Source organism: Variovorax boronicumulans (genome assembly GCF_009811375.1).
Classification (GTDB): domain Bacteria; phylum Pseudomonadota; class Gammaproteobacteria; order Burkholderiales; family Burkholderiaceae_C; genus Variovorax; species Variovorax boronicumulans.
Genome location: NZ_BKDH01000002.1, coordinates 521,943 through 544,167, shown reverse-complemented (window position 1 = coordinate 544,167; position 22,225 = coordinate 521,943). Strand labels below are relative to the sequence as shown.

At 69.5% G+C, this 22,225-nt stretch carries 21 protein-coding genes and 2 riboswitches; of the genes, 9 read left to right on the top strand and 12 right to left on the bottom strand.

From position 1 onward, the window contains the following. Window positions 1-8 precede the first annotated feature (8 nt). On the bottom strand, window positions 9-2,525 hold the full coding sequence (gene pgaA / locus VHAB30_RS22395; RefSeq protein ID WP_159273743.1) for a poly-beta-1,6 N-acetyl-D-glucosamine export porin PgaA: 2,517 nt from the start codon (window positions 2,523-2,525) through the stop codon (window positions 9-11). Window positions 2,526-2,862: 337 nt separating this feature from the next. On the opposite strand from pgaA, the gene VHAB30_RS22390 reads away from it, so the two are divergent. After that, window positions 2,863-3,699, top strand: a complete 837-nt coding sequence (locus VHAB30_RS22390) for a creatininase family protein (RefSeq protein ID WP_095743493.1) — start codon at window positions 2,863-2,865, stop codon at window positions 3,697-3,699. Window positions 3,700-3,706: 7 nt separating this feature from the next. Here the strand turns inward: VHAB30_RS22390 and VHAB30_RS22385 are convergent, their stop codons facing one another. The 10 genes from VHAB30_RS22385 to VHAB30_RS22340 form a co-directional block, all read right to left on the bottom strand. Continuing rightward, window positions 3,707-4,675, bottom strand: coding sequence for a threonine dehydratase (locus VHAB30_RS22385; protein WP_159273744.1), 969 nt, complete (start codon window positions 4,673-4,675; stop codon window positions 3,707-3,709). Window positions 4,676-4,693: 18 nt separating this feature from the next. Further along, on the bottom strand, window positions 4,694-5,326 hold the full coding sequence (locus VHAB30_RS22380) for a LysE family translocator (RefSeq protein ID WP_062480600.1): 633 nt from the start codon (window positions 5,324-5,326) through the stop codon (window positions 4,694-4,696). Between the two features lie 4 nt (window positions 5,327-5,330). After that, on the bottom strand, window positions 5,331-6,026 hold the full coding sequence (locus tag VHAB30_RS22375) for a VOC family protein (protein ID WP_159273745.1): 696 nt from the start codon (window positions 6,024-6,026) through the stop codon (window positions 5,331-5,333). A gap of 13 nt (window positions 6,027-6,039) precedes the next feature. Then, on the bottom strand, window positions 6,040-6,963 hold the full coding sequence (locus tag VHAB30_RS22370) for a PhzF family phenazine biosynthesis protein (RefSeq protein WP_172438398.1): 924 nt from the start codon (window positions 6,961-6,963) through the stop codon (window positions 6,040-6,042). Between the two features lie 132 nt (window positions 6,964-7,095). Continuing rightward, a complete protein-coding gene (locus tag VHAB30_RS22365) occupies window positions 7,096-7,737 on the bottom strand; it encodes a glutathione S-transferase family protein (protein ID WP_159273747.1) in 642 nt (213 codons plus the stop codon). A 5-nt stretch (window positions 7,738-7,742) separates the two neighbouring features. Continuing rightward, window positions 7,743-8,390, bottom strand: coding sequence for a DJ-1/PfpI family protein (locus VHAB30_RS22360; protein ID WP_159273748.1), 648 nt, complete (start codon window positions 8,388-8,390; stop codon window positions 7,743-7,745). A gap of 14 nt (window positions 8,391-8,404) precedes the next feature. Then, window positions 8,405-9,592: an aminotransferase-like domain-containing protein gene (locus VHAB30_RS22355; RefSeq protein WP_062471189.1), complete on the bottom strand. Its 1,188-nt coding sequence runs from the start codon at window positions 9,590-9,592 to the stop codon at window positions 8,405-8,407. A 49-nt stretch (window positions 9,593-9,641) separates the two neighbouring features. Continuing rightward, the gene (locus VHAB30_RS22350) at window positions 9,642-10,049 is read right to left on the bottom strand and encodes a VOC family protein (protein ID WP_062471216.1); all 408 of its coding nucleotides are present in this window, start codon (window positions 10,047-10,049) and stop codon (window positions 9,642-9,644) included. Window positions 10,050-10,060: 11 nt separating this feature from the next. Continuing rightward, on the bottom strand, window positions 10,061-11,011 hold the full coding sequence (locus tag VHAB30_RS22345) for a DMT family transporter (protein WP_159273749.1): 951 nt from the start codon (window positions 11,009-11,011) through the stop codon (window positions 10,061-10,063). Continuing rightward, entirely contained in the window at window positions 11,008-11,607 is a 600-nt protein-coding gene (locus VHAB30_RS22340; RefSeq protein WP_070060269.1) for a LysE family translocator, read from the bottom strand. The genes VHAB30_RS22345 and VHAB30_RS22340 overlap by 4 nt, the downstream gene beginning before the upstream one ends. 130 nt (window positions 11,608-11,737) lie before the next feature. Between VHAB30_RS22340 and VHAB30_RS22335 the strand changes: the two genes are divergently transcribed. From VHAB30_RS22335 to VHAB30_RS22320, 4 genes are all read left to right on the top strand, one after another. Further along, window positions 11,738-13,159 (top strand): aminotransferase-like domain-containing protein, encoded by a 1,422-nt coding sequence (locus tag VHAB30_RS22335; RefSeq protein WP_159273750.1) that lies wholly within the window; start codon window positions 11,738-11,740, stop codon window positions 13,157-13,159. 64 nt (window positions 13,160-13,223) lie between these two features. Beyond that, window positions 13,224-14,015: a PhaM family polyhydroxyalkanoate granule multifunctional regulatory protein gene (locus VHAB30_RS22330; RefSeq protein WP_159273751.1), complete on the top strand. Its 792-nt coding sequence runs from the start codon at window positions 13,224-13,226 to the stop codon at window positions 14,013-14,015. A 49-nt stretch (window positions 14,016-14,064) separates the two neighbouring features. Continuing rightward, on the top strand, window positions 14,065-15,345 hold the full coding sequence (locus tag VHAB30_RS22325) for an FIST signal transduction protein (RefSeq protein ID WP_070060267.1): 1,281 nt from the start codon (window positions 14,065-14,067) through the stop codon (window positions 15,343-15,345). Window positions 15,346-15,559: 214 nt separating this feature from the next. Continuing rightward, window positions 15,560-16,975 (top strand): RtcB family protein, encoded by a 1,416-nt coding sequence (locus VHAB30_RS22320; protein ID WP_159278648.1) that lies wholly within the window; start codon window positions 15,560-15,562, stop codon window positions 16,973-16,975. Between the two features lie 19 nt (window positions 16,976-16,994). Here VHAB30_RS22320 and VHAB30_RS22315 read toward each other — a convergent pair whose 3' ends face one another. Further along, window positions 16,995-18,302 carry a D-amino acid dehydrogenase gene (locus VHAB30_RS22315; RefSeq protein WP_062471173.1) on the bottom strand — a complete coding sequence of 436 codons (1,308 nt, stop codon included), beginning with the start codon at window positions 18,300-18,302 and terminating at the stop codon, window positions 16,995-16,997. Window positions 18,303-18,393: 91 nt separating this feature from the next. After that, window positions 18,394-18,500: riboswitch (glycine riboswitch) on the bottom strand. A 44-nt stretch (window positions 18,501-18,544) separates the two neighbouring features. Beyond that, window positions 18,545-18,635, bottom strand: a riboswitch (glycine riboswitch). Window positions 18,636-18,753: 118 nt separating this feature from the next. Between VHAB30_RS22315 and rfbB the strand changes: the two genes are divergently transcribed. The 4 genes from rfbB to rfbC are packed head-to-tail and all read left to right on the top strand — an operon-like array spanning window position 18,754 to window position 22,192. Then, the gene (gene rfbB, locus VHAB30_RS22310; protein WP_095743503.1) at window positions 18,754-19,833 is read left to right on the top strand and encodes a dTDP-glucose 4,6-dehydratase; all 1,080 of its coding nucleotides are present in this window, start codon (window positions 18,754-18,756) and stop codon (window positions 19,831-19,833) included. Then, the gene (gene rfbD, locus VHAB30_RS22305; protein ID WP_235926890.1) at window positions 19,830-20,720 is read left to right on the top strand and encodes a dTDP-4-dehydrorhamnose reductase; all 891 of its coding nucleotides are present in this window, start codon (window positions 19,830-19,832) and stop codon (window positions 20,718-20,720) included. Before rfbB ends, rfbD begins: the two co-directional genes overlap by 4 nt. 39 nt (window positions 20,721-20,759) lie before the next feature. After that, entirely contained in the window at window positions 20,760-21,647 is an 888-nt protein-coding gene (rfbA, locus tag VHAB30_RS22300; RefSeq protein ID WP_159273754.1) for a glucose-1-phosphate thymidylyltransferase RfbA, read from the top strand. Next, window positions 21,644-22,192 (top strand): dTDP-4-dehydrorhamnose 3,5-epimerase, encoded by a 549-nt coding sequence (rfbC, locus tag VHAB30_RS22295; RefSeq protein WP_159278647.1) that lies wholly within the window; start codon window positions 21,644-21,646, stop codon window positions 22,190-22,192. Before rfbA ends, rfbC begins: the two co-directional genes overlap by 4 nt. The last annotated feature ends 33 nt before the right edge of the window (window positions 22,193-22,225 follow it).

Genomic DNA, 22,225 nt, shown 5'->3' with positions numbered 1-22,225 from the left:
CACGGACATCACTGCAGGGGCATCGAAAGGTTCAGGAACACGCCGCGCTGTTTTTCGCGCACGCCGTCGTAGGGATGGCTGCCGTAGGTCAGGCCATAGCGCAGCGTGAGCTTCTGGCCCAGGGCCCAGCGGTGCTCGTAGCGCACGTTCCACAGCGGGCCGCTGCCGAAGCCGGCCTGCTGGTAGCTGCCGCCGCCGAGCTCCAGCACCTGGAAGAACTGGCGGTCGTCGCTTTTCCAGGTGAGCCACTGGCCGCGCACCGACAGCTGCGCGCTGGCATCGCGCGAGGGGCTGAAGTAGCGCACGTCCTGCAGGCGGCTGCGGCTGGCATCGACGCCCAGCCGCGTCTCGATCTGGAAGCGCGGCGTGCTGACCCAGCGCTCGCGCCAGCCGAAGTCGAGGCCGTCGCGCAGGTTGCCGTCGCTGAAGTCGAGGCGGCGCCATTGCAGGTCGAAGCGGCGCGATTCGTTGACGACGTAGGCCGCGCTGGCGCCGAACTCGCGCGCGCCGATGGCCTGCGCGCCGAAGGGCACGGCGCGGGCTTTCCAGGGCAGCTCCTTGCTGTCGCCGTCGTAGGTGGCCGACAGGCGCCAGGCATCGCTGGCGCGGTAGTCGACGCGGCCGGCCACGCTGTTGCGGTAGCGGCCGCTGTTCGCATGCTGCAGCACGCCTTCGGCCAGCCAGCGGCCTTGTTGCCAGCTCGCGCCGAGGCCGCCGCGCGCCCATTGGGCCGTGCCCTCGGAGGTGTAGCCGCGGCCCAGCGTCTGCGCGTAGAACACGCGCCATGCGTCGCCGATGAGGCCGGAGCTGAGCCGGCTGTCGACGCGCCATTCGCGGCTGGCCAGCGTGCCGCCGCCGCGCGAACCTTCGGCATCGATCTCGAGCTGCGGGCCGACCAGCGAGCGGCGCTTGCGCGCCATCTCGCGCACTTCGGCGGCGTCGGGCGCATCGGCCTCGAGCGACTCGGCACGGATGCGGGCCGCGCGGAATTCGTCGGCGTCGAGCAGCGCCTCGACATGGCCGGTGCGCACGCTCAGGTCGTCGGGGTGGTCGGCGCTCAGCGCCTCGAAGCGCGCCACGGCCGCCTCGGGGTGCTCGCGCAGCCGCTCGGTGAGCGCGGCGCCGTAGGCGTAGCCCGCATTGAGCGGGGCTTCCTGCGTGAGCGTGTTGAAGCGCGGCTGCGCGATCTTCGGGCGGTCGCCGTAGAGCTGCAGCAGCGCGCTCAGGCCGCTCACCTCGGAGAACTGGTCGTTGGGGCGGCCGGCTTCCGGCGCCAGCCGCATCAGCACGGGCGTGGCGCTTTCGATGCGCTGGAGCAGCGCCTCGGCCTCGTCGAAGCGGCCGGTGTCCAGGTAGGCGTAGACCAGGCCGAAGTGCAGGCTGTCGGGCATCGGCAGGTCGACGACCGCTTTCTCGAACAGCGGCACGGCATCGGCCGAGCGGCGCTCCTGCGCCAGCGCGCGGGCGGCGGTGCCCAGCGCGTAGGGCGGCAAGGCGGTGCCGTCGGCACGCAGGCTGTCGTACAGCGCGATGGTGTCGGCGGGACGGCCGCGCTCCAGCAGCGCCATCATGCGGTCGGACTGCAGCCGCATGCGCAGCGTGCGCCAGGTGTCGGCGTCTGGCGGGGCGGGCTGCGCGAGCGCGGCGTCGACGCGGGCCAGCGCGGCACTCTGGGCGGCCAGCACCTTGTCGAGGTCGGTGACGCGCGCTGCGCCCAGGCGCTGGTCGCGCGCCTTCACGGCCCAGCGCAGTTGCTGCGCCAGCGCCTGCTGTTCGAGCAGTGCGAGCGTCAGCGGCGCGAGGCTGCCGGGCTGCTTGCGTTCGGCCGCCTGCGCGTCCTCGAACGCGGCCGTGGCGCCGCCGTACTCGGCCAGCAGGAAGTCGGCGTCTCGCTGTGCATCGCGGCGCTGGGGCTGCAGCGCGGAGATCTCGCCGTAGGCCGTGAGCGCCTGGAAGGGCTGGCCCTGGGCACGCGCCAGCGCGGCGCGCAGGTCGAGCAGCGCGACGCGGTCGGTGACCTCGGTGGGCGCGGGCTGTGCGAGTGCGCGGTAGAGGGTTTGCGCGCCCGCCGTGTCGCCGCTGGCCAGTCGCCAGAAGGCTTCGTGGATGCGCGGTTCGCGGGCGGCCGGCTGGCGCGCGCGCCAGACCTTGACGGTGTCGCCTTGCAGGGCGATGTCGCCTGTGCGCCGCGCGGCGCCGGCCAGCGGGCCGAGCGCGTAGTCGCCCAGCTCGCCGGGCGGCACCTGGCGGCCCACGGCCACCGCGTCGGCGAAGCGGCCGTCGGCCACCGCGATCGCGATGGCGTCGGACGCCACGCGCCGGCGTTGGTCGTCGGCCAGGGGCGCCTCCAGCCATTGGCGCAGCTGTTGCAGGGCTTGGGCCGGCGTGATGCGACCGGCACGGCGCGCGACGATGAGGGCGTCGTGCTGCGAAGCGTCATACGCCAGCGCGCTGCCCAGGGGGGCGGCCGGCGAGGGCGCGACAGTGGATTCCGCGTACGCGGTGCTGCTTCCGAAGACCAGCACGCACACGATCGGCGGCAAACCCCGCACGGCTCGTGCGAGATGGTGAGGCAATGCCTTGAAGGGCGCGACTTTGCGCCCGGCAACGACGGTGCCTCCATTTTTTTGTGGATGGATGGACACGCTACTCCCTTTTGCGTGAACTCTCCTGGGCCGTGACAAGCCGTGGCGGAAAGTTCGTGAAAAGGGACTCTAGGCCAATTTGTAAACAATAGGACCGAACATCGGGAAAGATGAGAACTAATCGTGAACAGATTCGCGATCAATTCATCCGATGTTGGCAAGTTGTATGCAAGTGTTGCCCCATGCGCCGCCCGTGGCCCCGTCCTAAGATCGCGGCATGAACGCACTTCCGGTCTCTTCGCCCCGTTGGCCCCGTTTCTGGTCCCAGTTGACGACGCGCGACTTCGCCGCGCTCGACGCGGCGACCACGGTGGCGGTGCTGCCGCTGGGCGCGACCGAGCAGCACGGCCCGCACCTGCCGCTGGGCGTGGACACCGTGCTGGCCGACGGCATCGTGGCCGCCGCGCTGCCGCTGCTGCCGCCGGAACTGCCGGCGCTGTTCCTGCCGACCCAGCAGATCGGCCTGAGCCCCGAGCACGCGCGCTTCGCGGGCACGCTCACCTTCTCGGCCGAGACGCTGATCCGCATGTGGAACGAGATCGGCGCGGGCGTGGCGCGCGCCGGCGTGAAGAAGCTGGTGCTGTTCAACGCCCACGGCGGCCATGTGGGCGCGATGGACATCGTGGCGCGCGAGCTGCGCGCCGCGCACGGCCTGATCGTCTACAGCGTGAGCTGGTTCAACCTGCCGCTGGGCGATGCGAACGCGCAGTTCAGCGCCCGTGAGCACCGCTTCGGCGTGCACGCGGGCGAGGTCGAGACCTCGATGATGCTGGCGCTGACGCCCGCGCTGGTGCGCATGGGCGAGGCGAAGGATTTCAGCTCCACCTCGGAGCAGCGCGCGGCCGACTGCGCGATCCTCGGCAACGGCAAGAGCGCCAAGCTCGGCTGGGCGATGGAGGACTACAACGCGCAGGGCGCTGCCGGTAACGCCGCAGCGGCCACGGCAGCGAAGGGTCAGGCGGTGATCGATGCGGCCGCGCAGCAGTTGGCGCTGCTGCTGGCCGAGGTGTCCCAGCTGCCGCTGAGCACGGCGAACACCGGGCCGCTGCCCTGAGCGCGGATCAGGCGCTGCGTCCCAGCACCCCGGCGAACATGTCCGCGTCGACATTGCCGCCGCTCAGCGCAACGCCCACCGTCTGCCCGCGCCAGCGTTCCTTCTGCTGAAGCGCGCCCGCCAACGCAGCCGCGCCCGCACCTTCGGCCACGTTGTGCGTGTCGCTGAAGAGCACGCGCATGGCTTCGGCCACCTCGTCGTCGGTCACGGTGATCACGTCATCGGCTTCGCGCAGGATCACCTCCAGCGACTCCGGCACCGGCGTGCGGCAGGCCATGCCGTCCGCCAGCCGCGTGGTGGCGGGCGACTCGACCGCATGGCGCGCGCGGAACGAATCGCGGTAGGCCGTGGCATGCGCCGACACCACGCCGATGAGCTTCGTCGACACGCCGCAATGCGCGCGCGCCGCCGCCGCGCCGGCGAAGCCGGAGCCCAGGCCGATGGGCACGAACAGCACGTCGGGCGGTGAAGCTTTCAATGCACTGAAGAACTCGACATACGCGGTCGACACGCCGCGCACTAGTTCGCGATGGAACGAGGGCACGCGGTGCAGCGCATCGCGCTCGGCCAGCACCGACGCATGTTCGGCGGCCGCTTGAAAGTCGTCGCCATGCTCGACCAGCGTCACGCCGAGCGCGCGCATCGCCGCGTTCTTCTCGCGCGAATTGCCGTGCGGCACCACGATGGTCGCGGCCAGCCCGTGCCGCTGCGAAGCGAAGCCGACCGACTGGCCGTGGTTGCCGCGCGTGGCGCTGATCACGTGGCGCACGGCGGGCTGCTCGCGCGCGAGGGTCTCGAAGTAGGTCAGGCCGCCGCGGATCTTGAAGGCGCCGACCGGCGTGTGGTTCTCGTGCTTGGCCCAGACCGTGGCGCCCAGGCGCTGCGACAGCTGTGGCCAGGTGTACTGGGGCGTGGGCGGCATGGCCGCATGCACGGTGCGCTGCGCGGCTTCGATCTCTTCGCGGGTGAATCGCATCGACGTCCTTCGGGTTGCTTACTTGCGTTCGGTGAGCGCCACGCGCACGGCCAGCGCGGCCAGCACGCTGCCCATGATGTAGCGCTGTGCGCGCAGCCAGCCGGCGCTTTGCGACAGCACGGCCGTGATGCTCGCGGCGCCGACGATCATCACGGTGTTGACCAGCGCGCTGCTCGCCATCTGCGCCATGCCCAGCTGCAGGCTCTGCAGCAGCACCGAGCCGCGCTCGGGATGGATGAACTGCGGGAAGAACGACAGGTAGAACATCGCCACCTTCGGGTTCAGCAGGTTCGTGAGAAAGCCCATGCGAAACAGCTTGGCCGGCGGATCGGCCGGCAGCGCGCGGGCCTCGAAGGGCGCGTTGCCGCCGGGCTTGACCGCCTGCCACGCGAGCCACATCAGATAGGCCGCGCCGGCGAAACGGATCGCGTCGAACGCGACCGGCACCGCCAGCAGCAGCGCCGTGAGGCCCAGCGCCGCGGCGAACAGGTGCACCAGGAACGCCATCAGCACGCCGCCCAGCGAGATGAGCCCCGCGCGGCGGCCCTGGATCAGCGTGCGCGACACGCAATAGATCATGTTCGGCCCCGGCGTGAGCGCCAGCAGCAGCGAGGCGAGGGCGAACCAGGCGATTTCGGTCAGGGTGAGCATGGGGTCAGAGTCCTTGCGATTCGAGGGTGACGGGGCCGCGCGGCGTGTCGAGCACGGCGACGAGGTTGGGCGGGCCGGCATCGACCGGCAGTCCGCCCATGCCGATGGCCGTGAGCGCGGCCGACAGTGCCGGCGCGCGCGGATGCGCCACGCGCAGCGAACGCAGTGCCAGGCCCGAGGCGGGCATGGCGTCGGTGGGGTGCACCGCGCCCCACTGGATCAGTGTGGGCAGCGCGCCGTAGAACAGGCGTTGGCCGTCGTCGCGCACGGTGATCTGCCACTCGAGTCGGCCGGCCGGCGTGTCGCGCGAGGCTTCGAGCAGGTGGCCGCGGTCGATGTGCGCATGCTCCTCTCGCGCGAGCGCCTGCGTGGCGGCGTGCGCGTCGGGCACGCGCGCCACGAAGTGGATCAGGTGCGGGCCGCGCTGCGCGAGCGCGGCCTGCAGCGCGGCGTCGTCCAGGTCGAACCAGCGGTGCGTCTTCGGCCGCGACGGCGCCTTGCCGGGCTCGATGGAGATGATCTCGGCATAGGCGCGCGGGAACGCGGCGCTCGCGATGTTCAGCAGCCGGTTGTGCGTGCCCATCAGCGGGTGCACGCCGCCGGGCGCGGGCGTGACGCCGAGCGTGGCCTCGCACCATGCCACGCCCTCGGCCAGCGAGGCGGCGGCGATCACCAGGTGGTCGATTTCGGCGGGGGCCATGGCGTGCCTTTGTTCAGAGGGTGACGTGGCCGTCGACGCAGGTCACGGCATCGCCGCCGACCCAGATCGTGCCGTCGCTGTCGCGCTCGATGTGCACGCGGCCCGCGCGGCCCAGGCACTGGCCTTGCGCGGCCAGGTAGCGCTCGGGCATGTGGCCGTCGGCGATCAGCCATTCGGCCAGACTGGCGTTGAGGCTGCCGGTGACCGGGTCTTCCTGCACGCCGATGGGCTCGGCGAAGGCGCGCACCTCGAGGTCGATCTTCGCGCCGTCGTCGTTCGGCGTGGCGGGGCGGTTGCCGAAGGCGCGCGCCTCGCGGTTCGAACGGCCGATGAGCAGCGAGGTGTCGTGCGCCGAGGGCACGCCCGCCACGCCGGCCTTCACGCCCAGTTCCTTCAGCGCGCGGTGGTCGGGCTGCAGCGCCAGCACGGCGTCGGCGTCGTTCAGCAACAGGCCGAACCAGACCGGGCCGTTGTCGAGCACCTGCGCCGCGATGACCTGCTGCGCCTTCAGGCCCAGCGCGCCGGCCACCTTGGCCAGCAGCGCGGGGCTCGGGGCGCTGCGCTTGAGCGGCGGCGCGGCAAAGGCCAGGCGCTCGCCGTCGCGCCGCAGCGGCACGAGGCCCGCACCGCACTGCTGCACCACGCGGCCCGCCACCTTGGGTTTGCCGCCGGCCTGCAGCCAGGCATGGCAGCTGCCGATGGTCGGGTGGCCGGCAAAGGGCAGCTCGCCGCCGGGCGTGAAGATGCGCACGCGGTAGTCGGCGCCCGGGTCGGTCGGCGGCAGCAGGAAGGTGGTCTCCGACAGGTTGGTCCACTGCGCGAAGCGCTGCATGGCGGCGTCGTCCAGGTCCTGGCCGTCGATCACCACCGCGAGCGGGTTGCCGTAGTAGGCGGTGGCGGTGAAGACGTCGACTTGCTTGAAGGGGCGGGATTTCATCGGATTCAAACGGTTCGGATCAGCGGGCAATGTCAGTCGAGGGGACACCGTGGAACCGGCTTTGCCGGGCCACTGGTGTCGCCCCCTGGAAGGGGGTTGGCGAAGCGACACGAAGTGCGCGTAGCCTGGGGGTCATTCCAAAGCCAGGTCGAGCACGCCGCGCGTGCCCGGGCGGGAAAGCAGGTCGGCGTACCAGCGCTCGACGTTGGGCCAGACGGGCCGGCGGTACTCGGCGCCGGGCAGGCCGAACCAGCGGTGCGCCTCGCAGCCGATCGGGATGTCGGCCATGGTGAAGCGCTCGCCGGCCATGTAGGGGCGCTGCGCGAGGTGCGCGTCGAGCATGGCGAACAGCGCCTCGCTCTCGCGCACCGACGCGGCGATCAGCGCGGGCTGGCGCTCCGAAGGCGGCGTGCGCACCCATTGCACGAAGGCGTCGCGGCTGGCGCGGTTGAGCGTGGTCTGCTGCCAGTCCATCCAGCGCTCGGCGTCGAAGCGCGCGGGCAGCTCGCTCGGGTAGAGCGTGCCGTGCGAGTAGCGGGCGCACAGGTAGCGCACGATGACGTTCGACTCCCATAGCGTGACGCGCTCGGCGCCTTCGCCGTCGTCGATGGTGGGCACCATGGCGTTCGGGTTGAGCGCGCGGTATTCGGGCGTCTGCACCACGCCGAACTTGCCGCCGGCCTCGGTGCGCTGGAAGTCGAGCCCGAGCTCCTGCGCGCACCACACGACCTTGCGCACGTTGATCGAACTGATGCGGCCCCAGATGTTGAGCATGGTGTTCAGTGTCCTTGTGCGCAGAGGGCGTCGGCCGTGGCCGATGGCTGCGTCTGCAGGTACGGTTCGATGTTGCGCATCGCGCGCGCCACGTAGTCGTCTTTCTCGCCGACCGGCGCGACGTAGTGCAGCGCGCTCTTCGCGGCCTCGAGGCCTTCGGTGCGCGCGATGAGCCAGGCCGCGAGGTAGGGCGCCGAGAAGCAGCCGCCCGCGGTGGCCACGTTGCCCTGCGCGAAGAAAGGCTGGTTGAGCACCTCGACGCCGGCCTCCTGCACCCAGGGCTTGGTCGTGAGGTCAGTGCAGGCCGGCACCGTGCCCAGCAGGCCGAGCTTGGCCAGCAGCAGCGTGCCCGAGCACTGCGCGCCGATGAGCTGGCGCGATGGGTCGAGCCCGCGCAGCACGCCCATCAGGCCCGCGTCGGCGGCGATCTCTCGCGTGCGGATGCCGCTGCCGACGATCACCGCGCCCGCCTCGCAGGCCGCTTCGAGCGTCGCGGTGGCATGCACCGTGACACCGTTCATCGAGGTCACGGTGGCGCTGGGCGAGGCCAGCGTCACGCGCCAGCCGGGCTTCTTCACGCGGTTGAGCACGCCGAGCGCGACCAGCGAGTCGAGCTCGTTGAAGCCATCGAAGGTGAGGATCGCGATGTGCATCGTCGTCGGCCCCGTCAGGCGTGGGCGGGGGCCAGCAGCGCCAGCTCTTCGCGCAGCGTGACGGCGAGCGCGGCGATGGCGGTGTCGATCTCTTCGACGCTGGCGGTCACGAACGACAGGCGCAGCGTGCGCGGATCGCCTTCGCCGGCGTAGAACGGCGCGCCGGGCACGAAGGCCACGTTGCGCTCCACGGCCTTGGGCAGCAGGGTCACGGTGTCGATGCCCTCGGGCAGGCGCGCCCACAGGAACATGCCGCCCTTGGGGGCGTTGAACTTCACGTCCAGGCCGGCCATCTCGCGGTGCAGCGCGGCGATCATCGCGTCGCGCTGGCGCTTGTACAGCGCGCGGATGGTGGGCACGTGGCGATCCAGGAAGCCGTCCTTCATCACGGCCGAGACCATGCGCTGCGTGAAGATCGGCGTGTGCAGGTCGACCGCCTGCTTGGCCTGCAGCAGCTTGGGGAAGATGGCCTTCGGCGCCACCAGGAAACCCAGGCGCAGGCCCGGGGCCAGCACCTTGGAGAACGAGCCCAGGTAGATCACGCCCTCGGGGTTGCGCGCGGCCAGCGGCAGCGGCGGGGCTTCGTCGAACCAGAGCTCGCCGTAGGGGTTGTCCTCGACGATCGGCAGGTTCGCGGCGGCTGCGGCAGCGGAGACAGCGGCGCGGCGCGCCTCGGTCATGGTGCGGCCGGTGGGGTTCTGGAAGTTGGGCAGCAGGTAGACGAAGCGCGCGTCGGCCGCCTTGCTCACGAGGTCGTCGACGATCACGCCCTCGTCGTCGCTGGCCACGCCCACGGGGTGCGGCTCCATCGGGCCGAAGGCCTGCAGCGCGCCCAGGTAGGTGGGCGTCTCGACCAGCACCTTGCTGCCCGGGTCGATCAGCACCTTGGCCACGAGATCGAGGCCCTGCTGCGAGCCGGTGGTGATGAGCACCTGCGAGGCGTCGACGTCCCAGGGCAGCATGTCGGCCACGGCCTGGCGCAGCGGCGCATAGCCTTCGCTGGCGGCGTACTGCAGCGCGGCCTGGCCGTCGTTGTGCAGCACTTCGGCGCAGGCGTCGGCGAATTCCTGGATCGGGAAGGTCTTGGGCGAGGGCAGGCCGCCGGCCAGGCTGATGATGCCGGGGCGCTCGGTGACCTTGAGGATTTCACGCAGCACCGAAGGATTCATCTTGGCGGCGCGGGCGGCGAGTTTCCAGTTCATGGGAGGCTTTCTTCTTTCTGGCGAATGAGAGGTGAGTCTGAGTGTGTCGTCAGGATGGCGGGATGTCGCCACGGTGCACGACATGGATTTTGTTGCCGTCCGGGTCGCGCAGGTAGGCGCCGTAATAGCCCTGCCCGTAACGGGGGCGGGGCCCGGGCGCGCCTTCGTCGCGGCCACCGTGGCGCAGGGCCGCCTCGTGGGCGGCATGAACGGCCTGCGGCGAGGGCGCGCAGAACGCGACCATGCTGCCGTTGCCGGCGCTGGCGGGTTCGCCGTCCAGCGGGATGTACACGTAAAAACGCGGCAGCGTCTGGCCCGGCGCGATCCAGCAGGCGGCGTCGGGGCCGCCGTCGGGCGTCACGGGGCGGCGGATCAGGCCGAGCGGCGCCAGCACCGCGTCGTAGAAGGCGGCGGCGCGCGGCAGGTCGGTGCAGCCGACGGTGACATGGCTGAACAGCGTCATGGTGGTCAGCTCCTGGCCTGCGGCTCGGCGCCGCGTGGAACAGCGGCAGGCGCTGCCGGTTGCGACAGCCGCTTGCCCGCGACCACCGTGGCGACCACGGCGGCGGCGAAGCCCAGCGTCACCAGGTCGAGCGGCTCGCCCAGCAGCGGGATCGACGCGAGGATCGACAGGAAGGGCTGCAGCAGCTGCGTCTGGCTCACGCGCAGCGCGCCGCCCAGGGCCAGGCCGCGGTACCAGGCGAAGAAGCCGATCCACATCGAGAACATGCCCACGTAGGTGAAGCCGACCCAGGCCGAGGCGGCCACGGGCTGCTGCGGCCACAGGGCGATCGTGGCGGGCAGCGTCACGGGCAGCGCCATCACGCAGACCCAGCAGATCACGCGCTCGGCGCCCAGCGACGGCGTGACCTGCGCGCCGTAGATGTAGCCGACCGAGGCTGCGACGACCGCGCCGACCAGCAGCAGGTCGGCCCATTCGAAACCGAAGCCGTGGCCGCTCTGCTGCGCGCGCAGCACCGAGAACACCACCACCAGCAGGCTGCCCGCGATGGCGCAGAGCCAGAAGCCCAACCGCGCGCGCTGGTGCAGCACCCAGGCCGCGACCGCGGCCGTGACCAGCGGCAGCAGCGCGGTCACCACCGCCGCGTGGCTGGCCGTGACCACGCGCAGCGCAAAGGCCAGCAGCAGCGGAAAGCCGATGCAGTTGCCCAGCACCGCCATGCCCAGCGGCTTCCACTGGTGCGCCGCCGGGCGCGGCGAGCGCGTGACCAGCAAAAAGACGGCCGACAGCACGCCCGCCAGCGCCGCGCGCCCGAGCGTGACGAACCACGGCGACAGCTGCGGCGCCTCTTGCGTGCCCGTGGCCAGCCGCGTCATCGGCAGCGTGATGGCGAACAGCGCCACGCCGACCACCCCGAGCCACATGCCCAGCGTTTCGTCCTTGATGGCGAGCTTCATACGCCCACCATCCACCAGGCCGTCAGGACCAGAATGAGGCCCATCGCGCGGTTGAACCAGAGCAGGCGCCGGCCCTTGGCCAGCCACTCGCGCAGCAGTGCGCCGACCAGCGCATAGGCGAAGTTGCTGGTGAAGGCGTAGGTGAGCATCACCGGCGCGACGATGGCGAAGCGCGCGAGCGCGTCGGGTTGGCCGGCGATCCAGCCCGCCACCAGCGTGAGCGCCAGCAGCCAGGCCTTGATGTTCACGAACTGCAGCATCACGCCCTGCCCGAAGCCGACCGAGAGGCGGGCGCTGTCGGCCTTGCCGAGCTGGGCGCTGCCGCTGAGCTTGTAGGCCAGCCACAGCAGGTAGGCGATGCCCAGGCCCTTGATCGCCAGGCGCAGCGGTGGCATGGCCACCACCAGCGCGCCGAGGCCGGCCGCGCAGATGGCGAGCAGCAAGGTCCAGCCGACCGGCACCGCGACCACGAAGCGCATGGCGCGCGGCAGGCCGCCGTTGGCCGCCAGGGCGGTGGAGAGCGTGGTGTTGGGGCCGGGCGAGAAGCTCATCGCCGTGGCCAGCACCAGCAGCGCGGTGAATTCTTGCCAGTTCATGTCACAGACTCTAAACTTTGGACCATTACAGTTCCAGTACAGATGACCGAACAAATCTGAAATCTGTATTGGTCATTCCTTCGACACACGCCGCCCTTTTCTTACTCTCTGTGCGATGCAGCCCGATCCGATGCTGACCCGAACCTCCACCCAGTCCCTGACCGGGCAGCTGGCCGACCGCCTCGCCGAGCGCATCCGCAACCGGCTGCTGGCCCCTGGCGCACGCCTGCCCTCGGTGCGCGAGTGCGCGCGCCAGCAGGGCGTGAGCCCGTACACCGTGGTCGCCGCCTACGACCAGTTGCTCGCGCAGGGCCTGGTCGAGGCGCGCCGCCAGCGCGGCTTCTATGTGCGCGACGCGGCGCCGGCGTCCGAGAGCTCGCGCAACCCGGCGCATGCCGTGCCCGTGGTCCCGCCGATGATGGCCTCGCGCGTGCCGGCCGACGCCAGTTCGCTGATCCGCAGCATGTTCCACCGCCCGAGCGACAAGCCGCAGCCGGGCATGGGCGTGTTCCCGCCCGACTGGATGGCCTCGACCTTCCTGGCGACCGCGGTGCGCCGCGTGACGACCACGTCGGCGCTGCAGGAGCTGTCGCTGCAGTACGGCGAGCCTTCGGGCGACCTCGCGCTGCGCCGCAGCCTGTCGCAGAAGCTGGTGCGCATCAACGTGCCGGCCGGGCCCGACCAGATCGTCACTACCATCGGCGCCACGCACGCGTTGGACATCGTGAGCCGCACGCTGCTGCGCGCGGGCGATCCGGTGATGGTCGAGGAGCCCGGCTGGGCGCTGGAGTTCGCGCGGCTCGAGGCGCTGGGCATGCGCATCCTGCCCGTGCCGCGCCGCGCCGACGGGCCCGACCTCGACGTGATGGCGCAGTACTGCAAGCTGCACAGCCCCAAGCTCTTCGTCAGCGTGAGCGTGCTGCACAACCCGACCGGCTACAGCCTCACGCCGGGCAGCGCGCACCGCGTGCTCAAGCTGGCCAACGAGCACGACTTCCACATCGTCGAGGACGACACCTACAGCCACCTCGCGCCCGAGCACGCCACGCGCCTGAGTGCGCTCGACGGGCTGCAGCGCACCATCTACGTCAGCGGCTTCGCGAAGATCCTGGCGCCCAACTGGCGCATCGGCTTCCTGGCCGCCTCGCCCGCGCTGAAGGAGCGGCTTCTGGAGACCAAGCTGCTGGCCACGCTGACCTCGCCCACGCTGTTCGAGCGGGCGCTGTCGTGGTGCATCGACCAGGGCCAGCTGCGCCGCCATTCGGAGCGCGTGCGCATCCGCCTGGACGGCGCGCGCGGCCGCGCGGTGAAGCTGGCCATGTCGCACGGCTGCACCTTCGCCTCGGAGCCGGCCGGGCTGTTCGGCTGGGTCGACACGGGCGTGGACACCGACGCGCTCACGCAACGCATGCTCGACCAGGGCTACCTGCTGGCGCCGGGCTCGCTGTTCCATGCGCGCCGCCCGCCGAGCACGATGATGCGGATCAACTTCGCGACCTCGCAGGACGCGAATTTCTGGAAGGTTTTCAGCCGGGTCAGGGACGAGCTCTGATTCGCTTGCAAAGGGCTTGGAGTAAGCTGGCAGCACAAGAAAACCCAGCCAGGAGACCTCCCGCATGAGCAACGCCAGCAAACCCTTCGACTTCAGCCAGTTCGTCCCCGGATTCGACTTCCTGAAGAACCTCGCCGGCGGTGCCGCCGCGGGCTCCGGCTCGGTGCCCGGCATTCCCAGCCTGGCGAGTTGGGTCGCGCCCACCATGAGCGTCGAAGAGGTCGACAAGCGCATCCAGGAACTCAAGACCGTCCAGTACTGGCTCGAACAGAACGGCCACGCGCTCAAGGCGACCATCCAGGCGCTCGAAGTGCAGAAGATGACGCTGTCGACCCTGCGCGGCATGAACGTGCGGATGGAAGACATCGCCAGCGCGTTCACCAAGCAGGCCGCGGCGATGGCGCCTGCACCGGCTCCCGCCCCGGCGCCCGCCCCCCGGCCCGAACCGGAGCCCGTCGAGGAAGAGGAAGAGGAAGAAGAGTTCGACGAGGCCGAGGAGGAAGCGGAAGAAGAGGAAGCCCCGGCGCCGAAGAAGACCTCGCGTGCCAAGCCCGCCTTGTCCAACGGCGCCGCCGGCGTGGTCGACCCGATGCAATGGTGGGGCTCGCTCACCGAGCAGTTCCAGCAGATCGCGAGCACGGCGCTGCAGGACGCGGCGCAGCTCAAGGTGCCGGCCATGGCGCAGCCGCTGGCCGATGCCGTGGGGCAGGTCATCGGCAAGGCAACGGCGGCGCGCAAGCCGGCCCCCAAGGCTGCCCCGAAGAAAGCTGCCGCCAAAAAAGCCGCGCCGGCACCCGCCGCGCGCAAGAAAACCACGTCCACCGCCGCGCGCAAGCGAGCCTCCGGCCGGCGCTGACGTCTTACAGACACCTTTCCAGACGACGACGCACGGGTCGGTACGCACCATGAAACTGTTTCCCACCGGCCATGCCACCCACCCGCAATGGCGCATGGCCGCCGGCCTCGTGCTGGCCCAGTTGCGCGCGCAGATGGCGCTGCCCGACTACGCGTCAAACCCGACGCTCGGGCTGCTCTACATCACCGACCACTACGCGGCCGAGGCGCAGGAGATCCTCGATCACCTGAGTGCCGAACTGCCCGAGGTCACCGACTGGTCGGGCACGGTCGGCATCGGCGTGTCGGCCAACAACGCCGAGTACTTCGACGAGCCCGGCCTGAGCCTGATGCTGTGCGCGCTGCCCAGTGACCAGTACCGCGTGTTCTCCGGCGTGGCGCCGCTGGGCAGTTCCGAAATGAGCGGCTTCGAGGCGCACACCGCGCTCGTGCACGCCGACCCGGCCACGCCCGACCTGGGCGAGCTGATCGGCGAGATGGCGGGGCGCACCGACACTGGTTACCTGTTCGGCGGGCTCTCGTCCGGCCGCGGCGGGGCGCTGCAGTTCGCGGTCGGCGGCAACGGCAACATCCGCGGTCACGGCGCGGCGGGCGGCGTGTTCTCGGGCGGCTTGTCGGGCGTGGTGTTCGGCGAGGGCGTGCGACTGGTGTCGCGCGTCACGCAAGGCTGCCAGCCGCTGCGCACCGGCGGCGCGCGCGAGCGCGAGATCACCGAGGCCGACGGCAACCTGCTGCTGTCGCTCGACGGCGAGCCGGCGCTCGACGTGCTGCTGGCCGACCTGCAGGTGTCGCTGGACCGGCCGCAGGAAGCCATCGACGCCGTGCGCAACACGCTGGTCGGCCTGGCCGACGCGGGCAGCGACGGCATCCGCCGCACCGGCGACCTGGGCGCCGACGTGCTGGTGCGCCACATCATCGGCCTCGACCCGACGCGGCGCGGCATCGCCATTGCCGACAACGCCGAGGCCGGCATGCGGCTGAGTTTCTGCCGCCGCAACGCGCAGGCGGCGCGTGCCGACCTGATGCGCATCTGCGCCGAGATCCGCGAAGAACTCGAGCCCGAAGAACAGACGCTGGCCACGGCGCGCGCCGTGGCAGCCGGCGAGGCTGAGGCCGCGCCGCATCCGGCGCGGCGCATCGCGGGCGCGGTGTACGTGAGCTGCTCGGGACGCGGCGGCCCGCACTTCGGCGCACCGGGTGCCGAGCTGCAGATCGTGCGGCATGCGCTGGGCGATGTGCCATTGGTCGGCTTCTTCGCCGCCGGCGAGATCGCGCGCCATCACCTGTACGGCTACACCGGCGTGCTGACGGTGTTCACCGCGCCGGACTGACTGGCTGACTGACGGGGAAAAACGACGCGCGCGCCTGCGCACTGTGTTCGCAGGCGCTTCGCGTCGCTAGAATCCGCCCGCTTTCTTGAATCTCTGCTGCTGCAAGAAAGAGTGATCCGCGCGCCCCGAGGCACGCGGTCGATCTCTTTCGCCCCGCCACGCGATGTGACGGGGCCCGGAAACCGACACGGTTTCCCCGAATGGAATTGCAGCCATGGGCAGCCCCACCAATAGTCATTTTTCGAGACTCCAGCGCGCCTTTTCGCGCGCCCACATCGCCGTCGATTACCGCGACGGTATCTATCACCTGCGCAACGAAGCCGCGCAGGCGACCGTGCTTCTGCCGCAGAGCCTGCCGCTGGAAGAAAAAGCCGTGAACCAGCTGCTGGCCTTCGCCAGCGTGCGCTCGCCCGACGGCGCGCACCGCGTGTGCAAGGCTTGCGCGACGCCGGACCTTCATCCGGGCTCGGTCGCGCCGGTGGGCAGCGTCGTCGCCACCGATGGCGACTTCGTGATCCCCGCCGCGGTCGGCACGGACATCAACTGCGGCATGCGCCTGCTGACCACCGGCCTCACGCTGGACCAGGTGGCGCCGCACAAGACGCAGCTGCTCGCGCGGCTCACGCGCGGCTTGCTCGACAACGGGCGCGACGTGCCGGTTCACACGGCGGCGTTTCGTGCGCTGTTCGACGACGGGCCGGCCGCGTTCCTGGATGCTGTGCGCAACGACGGGCTCTGGGCGGCCTGCGACCGCGACCGGCTGCAGGCCGAGATCGGCGCGTGCATCGGCCTGGCGAGCTTCGGCGGGCAGTCGCGGCACGCACCGCTGGCCTACACCGGCGCGCGCCACGAGGTGTTCCGCGACCCGTGCCTGGGCACGCCGGGCAGTGGCAACCACTTCGTCGAGTTGCAGGTGGTCGACCAGGTGATGGACCGGCACGCGGCGTACCGCGCGGGCCTCAAGGCGGGCGAGGTCGTCGTGATGATCCACAGCGGCTCGCGCGACATCGGGTTCCATGTCGGCGGCCGCTGGATGGACCGCGCGCGGGCCGAGTGGCCGCAGGGCCTGCGCCATCCGAAGAGCGGGTTGTACGGCCTGGCCGGGCCGCTGGCGCAGGAGTACCTCGAAGCCATGGGCGTGGCCGCGCGCTATGCGTGGGCCAACCGCGTCGTGCTGGCCGAGCTGGTGCGCAAGGACTTCGCCGAGCTGCTGGGCGCCACGGCGTCGACGCTGGTGGTCGACGTGCCGCACAACGTCGTGCTGCGCGAGCACGGCATGAACATCCATCGCAAGGGCGCGACGCCGGCGCACGCGGGCGACCTGGCGCTGATTCCCGGGTCGATGGGCGATCACTCGTACCTCGCGACCGGGCTGGGGCATGAGGACTGGCTGTGGTCGTGCAGCCATGGTGCCGGCCGGCGCATGCGTCGGCAGGAAGTGCGCGCGATGCGGCCCGCACCCGACGACGCCGATGCCAGCTGGCAATGCGTGACGCTGCGCGAAGAGCGCCGCATCGAAGAGGCGCCGCAGGCCTACAAGCCGATCGGCGCGGTGATCGAGGCGCAGGAAAGCGCGGGGCTCATCCGCTGCGCCGTGCGGCTCAAGCCCTGGGTCACGTTCAAGGCGTGACCCGAGGGCGCGTGTCGTGTCAGCCCAGTGCGGGCTGCACGGCGCGTGGCGCGGGCGCCGGCATGCCGGCGAACGCGAAGTCGACCTCGGGCGCCAGCCCGCTCACGATGCGCGCGATCGACTTGCCCGAGCCGCAGGCGTGCGTCCAGCCGAGCGTGCCGTGGCCGGTGTTGAGGAACAGGTTCGGCAGTTTGGTCTTGCCGATCAGCGGCACGTTGCTCGGCGTGGCCGGGCGCAGGCCGGTCCAGAACTGCGCGCGCTCGGTGTCGCCGGCGCCAGGGAAGAGCTCTTCGACGCGCCGCACGATGGCTTCGCAACGCACGCGGTTCAGGTCGCGGTCGTAGCCGTTGAGCTCGGCCGTGCCGGCGATGCGCAGGCGGTCGCCCGATTCGGAGGTGTAGCGCGAGAACACCAGCTTGTATTCGTCGTCTGTGAGCGAGACCTGGTGCGCCTTCGACGCGTCCTTCACGGGCAGCGTCACCGAGTAGCCCTTGGCCGGGTAGATCGGCAGGCGGATGCCCAGCGGCGCGGCGTACAGGGGGCTCAGCGAACCCATCGCAAGCACGAAGGCATCGCCGCGGATGCGCTGGAAGCGGCCTTCGTTGTCGGTCGCCTCGACGTGGTCAATGCTGCCGCCGGCTTCGCGCAGCGCGGTCACGGTGTGGCTCATGAGGAACTTCACGCCGGCCGCCTCGGCCAGCTTCACCAGCTCGCGCGCGAAGCGGTTGGCGTCGCCCGATTCGTCTTCGGCGGTGTAGGTGGCGCCGGCGAGTTGGGGGCGAATGTGGGCGAGGGCGGGTTCGATCTTGATGGCCTCGTCGGCCGAGATGACCAGCCGCTCGCAGCCCAGGGCGCGCATCTGCTCGGCGGGCGCGAGGGCGCCATCGAATTCTTTTTGCGTCGTGTAGAAGTGCAGGATGCCTTGCGTGCGCTGGTCATAGTTCAGGCCGGTGTCTCGACGCAATTGCTGCAACATTTCCCGGCTGTATGTACCGAGACGCACGATCTGTTCGATGTTGTGGCGGGTGCGCGCGGGGGTGCATTCGCGCAAGAACTGCAGGCCCCAGAGCCACTGGCGCATGTCGGCGCGGATGCGAAAGAGCAGCGGCGCATCTTCCTTGCCGAGCCATTGCAGCACCTTCAGCGGTGCGCTCGGATTGGCCCAGGGTTCGGCATGGCTGACCGAGATTTGGCCGCCGTTGGCGAAGCTGGTTTCGGCGGCCGGGGTGGCCTGCCGGTCGATCACGGTCACCTCGTGGCCGAGTTGCTGGAGGTAGTAGGCCGAAGTCACGCCGAGCAGGCCGGCGCCAAGAACGATCACACGCATTGCAAGTACCTTTGAGTTTGCAGCGCTTGAACGGCGGGCGTGGAGTGCTATTGAAAAAATAGCAAGCAACCAGACGACCGATGTCCAAGTTGCCGCTCCCCCTGTCCTCGGTACCTGAGAGATTCACCCTGCTGCACCCGCAGCGGGTTTGCTCCTTCGGTGCGCCACATGGCGTGGCGGCTCTCCAGACGGCTGTATCGATGAGTGCAGTACTGACCCCTTGCCGAAGTTCCGTGGCGTTGCCTGGAATTTCGTCGGGCCGACCTGAGCGTTTATGGGAGTTTGCGCCTTCGGTAGGGCCTCCGTGGAGGCCCGCTCTCCTGCAATTGTTGGCGATTGTAGGCGGGCCCCGCAAGCCGGCCAAGCCCTGTACATCGGCACTTCACACCGATGGGATAATTGAATGTTGATTTTTGGTAAAGCAAACTTTTTTCTACATGCAGGGGACTCCATGATCCTGGTTACCGGCGGCGCAGGCTTCATTGGCGCCAATTTCGTGCTCGACTGGATCGCGCAGGGCAACGAGCCCGTCGTGAACCTCGACAAGCTGACCTACGCAGGCAACCTCGAGACCCTCGCGTCGCTCAAGGGCAACGCGAACCACGTCTTCGTGCAGGGCGACATCGGCGACAGCGCGCTGCTCGATCGCCTGCTGGCCGAGCACAAACCCCGTGCCGTCGTGAACTTTGCCGCGGAATCGCATGTGGATCGTTCGATCCACGGCCCGGAAGACTTCGTGCAGACCAATGTGCTCGGCACCTTCCGCCTGCTCGAATCGGTGCGCGGCTACTGGAACGCCCTGCCGGCCGACCAGAAGGCCGCCTTCCGCTTCCTGCACGTGTCGACCGACGAGGTCTACGGCTCGCTCTCCAAGACCGACCCGGCCTTCACCGAAGAAAACAAGTACGAGCCCAACAGCCCGTACTCGGCCAGCAAGGCCGCCAGCGACCACCTCGTGCGCGCCTGGCACCACACCTACGGCCTGCCGGTGGTCACCACCAACTGCTCGAACAACTACGGCCCGTTCCACTTCCCCGAGAAGCTGATCCCGCTGATGATCGTCAACGCACTGGCCGGCAAGAACCTGCCCGTGTACGGCGACGGCATGCAGGTGCGCGACTGGCTCTACGTGAAGGACCACTGCAGCGCCATCCGCCGCGTGCTCGAAGCCGGCAAGCTCGGCGAGACCTACAACGTCGGCGGCTGGAACGAGAAGCCCAACATCGAGATCGTCAACACCGTGTGCGCGCTGCTCGACGAGCTGAGCCCCCGCGCCGACGGCAAGCCGTACAAGGAGCAGATCACCTACGTCACGGACCGCCCGGGCCACGACCGTCGCTACGCCATCGATGCACGCAAGCTCGAGGCCGAGCTTGGCTGGAAGCCCGCCGAGACCTTCGATACCGGCATCCGCAAGACCGTCCAGTGGTACCTCGCCAACGGCGAGTGGGTGCGCAACGTGCAAAGCGGCGCGTACCGCGAATGGGTCGAGAAGCAGTACGACGCTGCGCCTGCAAAGGCTTCCGCATGAAGTTGCTGCTGCTCGGCAAAGGTGGACAGGTCGGCTGGGAGCTGCAGCGCAGCCTCGCGCCGCTCGGCGAAGTGGTCGCACTCGATTTCGACAGCACCGAGTTCCACGCCGACTTCAGCCGTCCCGAGCAGTTGGCCGCAACCGTGCTGGCGGTGCGCCCCGACGTCATCGTCAATGCCGCCGCGCACACTGCCGTCGACAAGGCCGAGAGTGAGCCCGACTTCGCTCGCAAGCTCAACGCCACCTCGCCCGGCGTGGTGGCCGAGGCGGCGCAGCAGATCGGCGCGCTGATGGTGCATTACTCCACCGACTACGTCTTCGACGGCAGCGGCACCAAGCCCTGGAAGGAAGACGACGCGACCGGCCCGCTCAGCGTGTACGGCCAGACCAAGCTCGAAGGCGAGCAACTGGTGGCGCGCCATTGCGCGAAGCACCTGATCTTTCGTACCAGCTGGGTGTACGCCGCACGCGGCGGCAATTTCGCCAAGACCATGCTGCGCCTGGCCAAGGAGCGCGACAAGCTCACGGTCATCGACGACCAGTTCGGCGCCCCCACCGGTGCCGAGTTGCTGGCCGACATCACCGCGCACGCGATTCGCGCCACCTTGCAAGACCCGGCCAAGGCCGGGCTGTACCACGCCATCGCCGGCGGCGAGACCACGTGGCACGGCTACGCGCGCTTCGTGCTCGAGATGGCGCAGCAGGCCGGCGTCGAACTCAAGGCTGGCCCGCAGGCCGTGGAGGCCGTGCCCACCAGCGCCTTTCCAACGCCCGCGAAGCGCCCGCACAACTCGCGGCTCGACACCACCAAGCTGCAGACCACCTTCGGCCTGCGCCTGCCGCCCTGGCAGGAAGGCGTGGCACGCATGCTGCGCGAGACGCTCTGACCGACTGATTTTTCCTGCCCCTCACAGAAGAAGACCCCCATGACGCAACGCAAAGGCATCATCCTCGCCGGCGGCTCCGGCACCCGCCTGCACCCGGCCACGCTCGCCATGAGTAAGCAGCTGCTGCCGGTGTACGACAAGCCTATGATCTATTACCCGTTGAGCACGCTGATGCTCGGCGGCATGCGCGACATCCTGATCATCAGCACGCCTCAGGACACGCCGCGCTTCCAGCAACTGCTGGGTGATGGCAGCCAGTGGGGCCTCAACCTGCAGTACGCGGTGCAGCCGAGTCCCGATGGCCTCGCGCAGGCTTTCATCATCGGCGACAAGTTCGTGGGCAACTCGCCGAGCGCGCTGGTGTTGGGGGACAACATTTTCTATGGGCATGACTTTGCCCATCTGCTGTCGGACGCTGATGCGAAGCAAAGCGGTGCGACCGTGTTCGCGTACCACGTGCACGACCCGGAGCGTTATGGTGTGGTGGCCTTCGATGCCAACGGCAAGGCCAGCAGCATCGAAGAAAAGCCTGTCAAGCCCAAGAGCAGCTACGCCGTGACTGGCCTGTATTTCTACGACAACCAGGTCGTCGACATCGCCAAGGCCGTGAAGCCGAGCGCGCGCGGCGAACTGGAGATCACGGCGGTCAACCAGGCGTACCTGGACCTGGACCAGCTCAACGTGCAGATCATGCAGCGCGGCTATGCGTGGCTCGATACGGGCACGCACGAGAGCCTGCTCGAAGCCGGCCAGTTCATCGCGACGCTGGAGCATCGGCAGGGGCTGAAGATCGCCTGCCCTGAAGAAATTGCGTGGCGCAATGGCTTCATCGACAGCGCCCAACTCGAAAAGCTGGCCGCACCGCTGCAGAAGAACGGGTACGGAAAGTACCTGAAGCACCTGCTGACCGAAGAGGTGCGTTCGTGAATGTCATCCAAACCGAGATCCCCGACGTTTTGATCATCGAGCCGAAGGTCTTCGGCGATGCCAGAGGGTTTTTCTACGAGAGCTTCAATCAGCGCGCGTTCGAAGATGCCGTCGGGTCGAAGGTCGACTTCGTGCAAGACAACCATTCAAGGTCGTCCAAGGGCGTGCTTCGGGGGTTGCACTATCAGGTCCAGCAAGCGCAAGGAAAGCTGGTGCGTGTGGTGCGCGGGGCGGTCTTTGATGTGGCTGTCGATATCCGGCGCTCTTCGCCCACGTTCGGGCGTTGGGTGGGCACGGAGTTGAGCGAAGGCAATCACCGACAGTTGTGGGTTCCGGCGGGCTTCGCGCACGGATTCTTCGTTCTCACCGACTCTGCGGATTTTCTGTACAAGACGACGAACTACTACGCGCCGGAGCACGAGCGATGCATTGCCTGGAACGACTCGAGCCTGCAGATCGCGTGGCCGGACATCGGCATGGCGCCGCAGTTGTCCAAGAAGGACGCCGAAGGCAAATCGCTTCAAGCGGCGGACGTCTTCGAGTAATCAGATTTTTTGGACGAGGCGCCTGAGTGCCTG

Excerpts from the sequence above, each read along its gene's own strand:
- VHAB30_RS22390 (WP_095743493.1), top strand. The coding sequence starts at position 2,863 with ATGAACGCACTTCCGGTCTCTTCGCCCCGTTGGCCCCGTTTCTGGTCC.
- VHAB30_RS22385 (WP_159273744.1), bottom strand. The coding sequence starts at position 4,675 with ATGCGATTCACCCGCGAAGAGATCGAAGCCGCGCAGCGCACCGTGCAT.
- VHAB30_RS22380 (WP_062480600.1), bottom strand. The coding sequence starts at position 5,326 with ATGCTCACCCTGACCGAAATCGCCTGGTTCGCCCTCGCCTCGCTGCTG.
- VHAB30_RS22375 (WP_159273745.1), bottom strand. The coding sequence starts at position 6,026 with ATGGCCCCCGCCGAAATCGACCACCTGGTGATCGCCGCCGCCTCGCTG.
- VHAB30_RS22370 (WP_172438398.1), bottom strand. The coding sequence starts at position 6,963 with ATGAAATCCCGCCCCTTCAAGCAAGTCGACGTCTTCACCGCCACCGCC.
- VHAB30_RS22365 (WP_159273747.1), bottom strand. The coding sequence starts at position 7,737 with ATGCTCAACATCTGGGGCCGCATCAGTTCGATCAACGTGCGCAAGGTC.
- VHAB30_RS22360 (WP_159273748.1), bottom strand. The coding sequence starts at position 8,390 with ATGCACATCGCGATCCTCACCTTCGATGGCTTCAACGAGCTCGACTCG.
- VHAB30_RS22355 (WP_062471189.1), bottom strand. The coding sequence starts at position 9,592 with ATGAACTGGAAACTCGCCGCCCGCGCCGCCAAGATGAATCCTTCGGTG.
- VHAB30_RS22345 (WP_159273749.1), bottom strand. The coding sequence starts at position 11,011 with ATGAAGCTCGCCATCAAGGACGAAACGCTGGGCATGTGGCTCGGGGTG.
- VHAB30_RS22340 (WP_070060269.1), bottom strand. The coding sequence starts at position 11,607 with ATGAACTGGCAAGAATTCACCGCGCTGCTGGTGCTGGCCACGGCGATG.
- VHAB30_RS22335 (WP_159273750.1), top strand. The coding sequence starts at position 11,738 with ATGCTGACCCGAACCTCCACCCAGTCCCTGACCGGGCAGCTGGCCGAC.
- VHAB30_RS22330 (WP_159273751.1), top strand. The coding sequence starts at position 13,224 with ATGAGCAACGCCAGCAAACCCTTCGACTTCAGCCAGTTCGTCCCCGGA.
- VHAB30_RS22325 (WP_070060267.1), top strand. The coding sequence starts at position 14,065 with ATGAAACTGTTTCCCACCGGCCATGCCACCCACCCGCAATGGCGCATG.
- VHAB30_RS22320 (WP_159278648.1), top strand. The coding sequence starts at position 15,560 with ATGGGCAGCCCCACCAATAGTCATTTTTCGAGACTCCAGCGCGCCTTT.
- VHAB30_RS22315 (WP_062471173.1), bottom strand. The coding sequence starts at position 18,302 with ATGCGTGTGATCGTTCTTGGCGCCGGCCTGCTCGGCGTGACTTCGGCC.
- rfbB (WP_095743503.1), top strand. The coding sequence starts at position 18,754 with ATGATCCTGGTTACCGGCGGCGCAGGCTTCATTGGCGCCAATTTCGTG.
- rfbD (WP_235926890.1), top strand. The coding sequence starts at position 19,830 with ATGAAGTTGCTGCTGCTCGGCAAAGGTGGACAGGTCGGCTGGGAGCTG.
- rfbA (WP_159273754.1), top strand. The coding sequence starts at position 20,760 with ATGACGCAACGCAAAGGCATCATCCTCGCCGGCGGCTCCGGCACCCGC.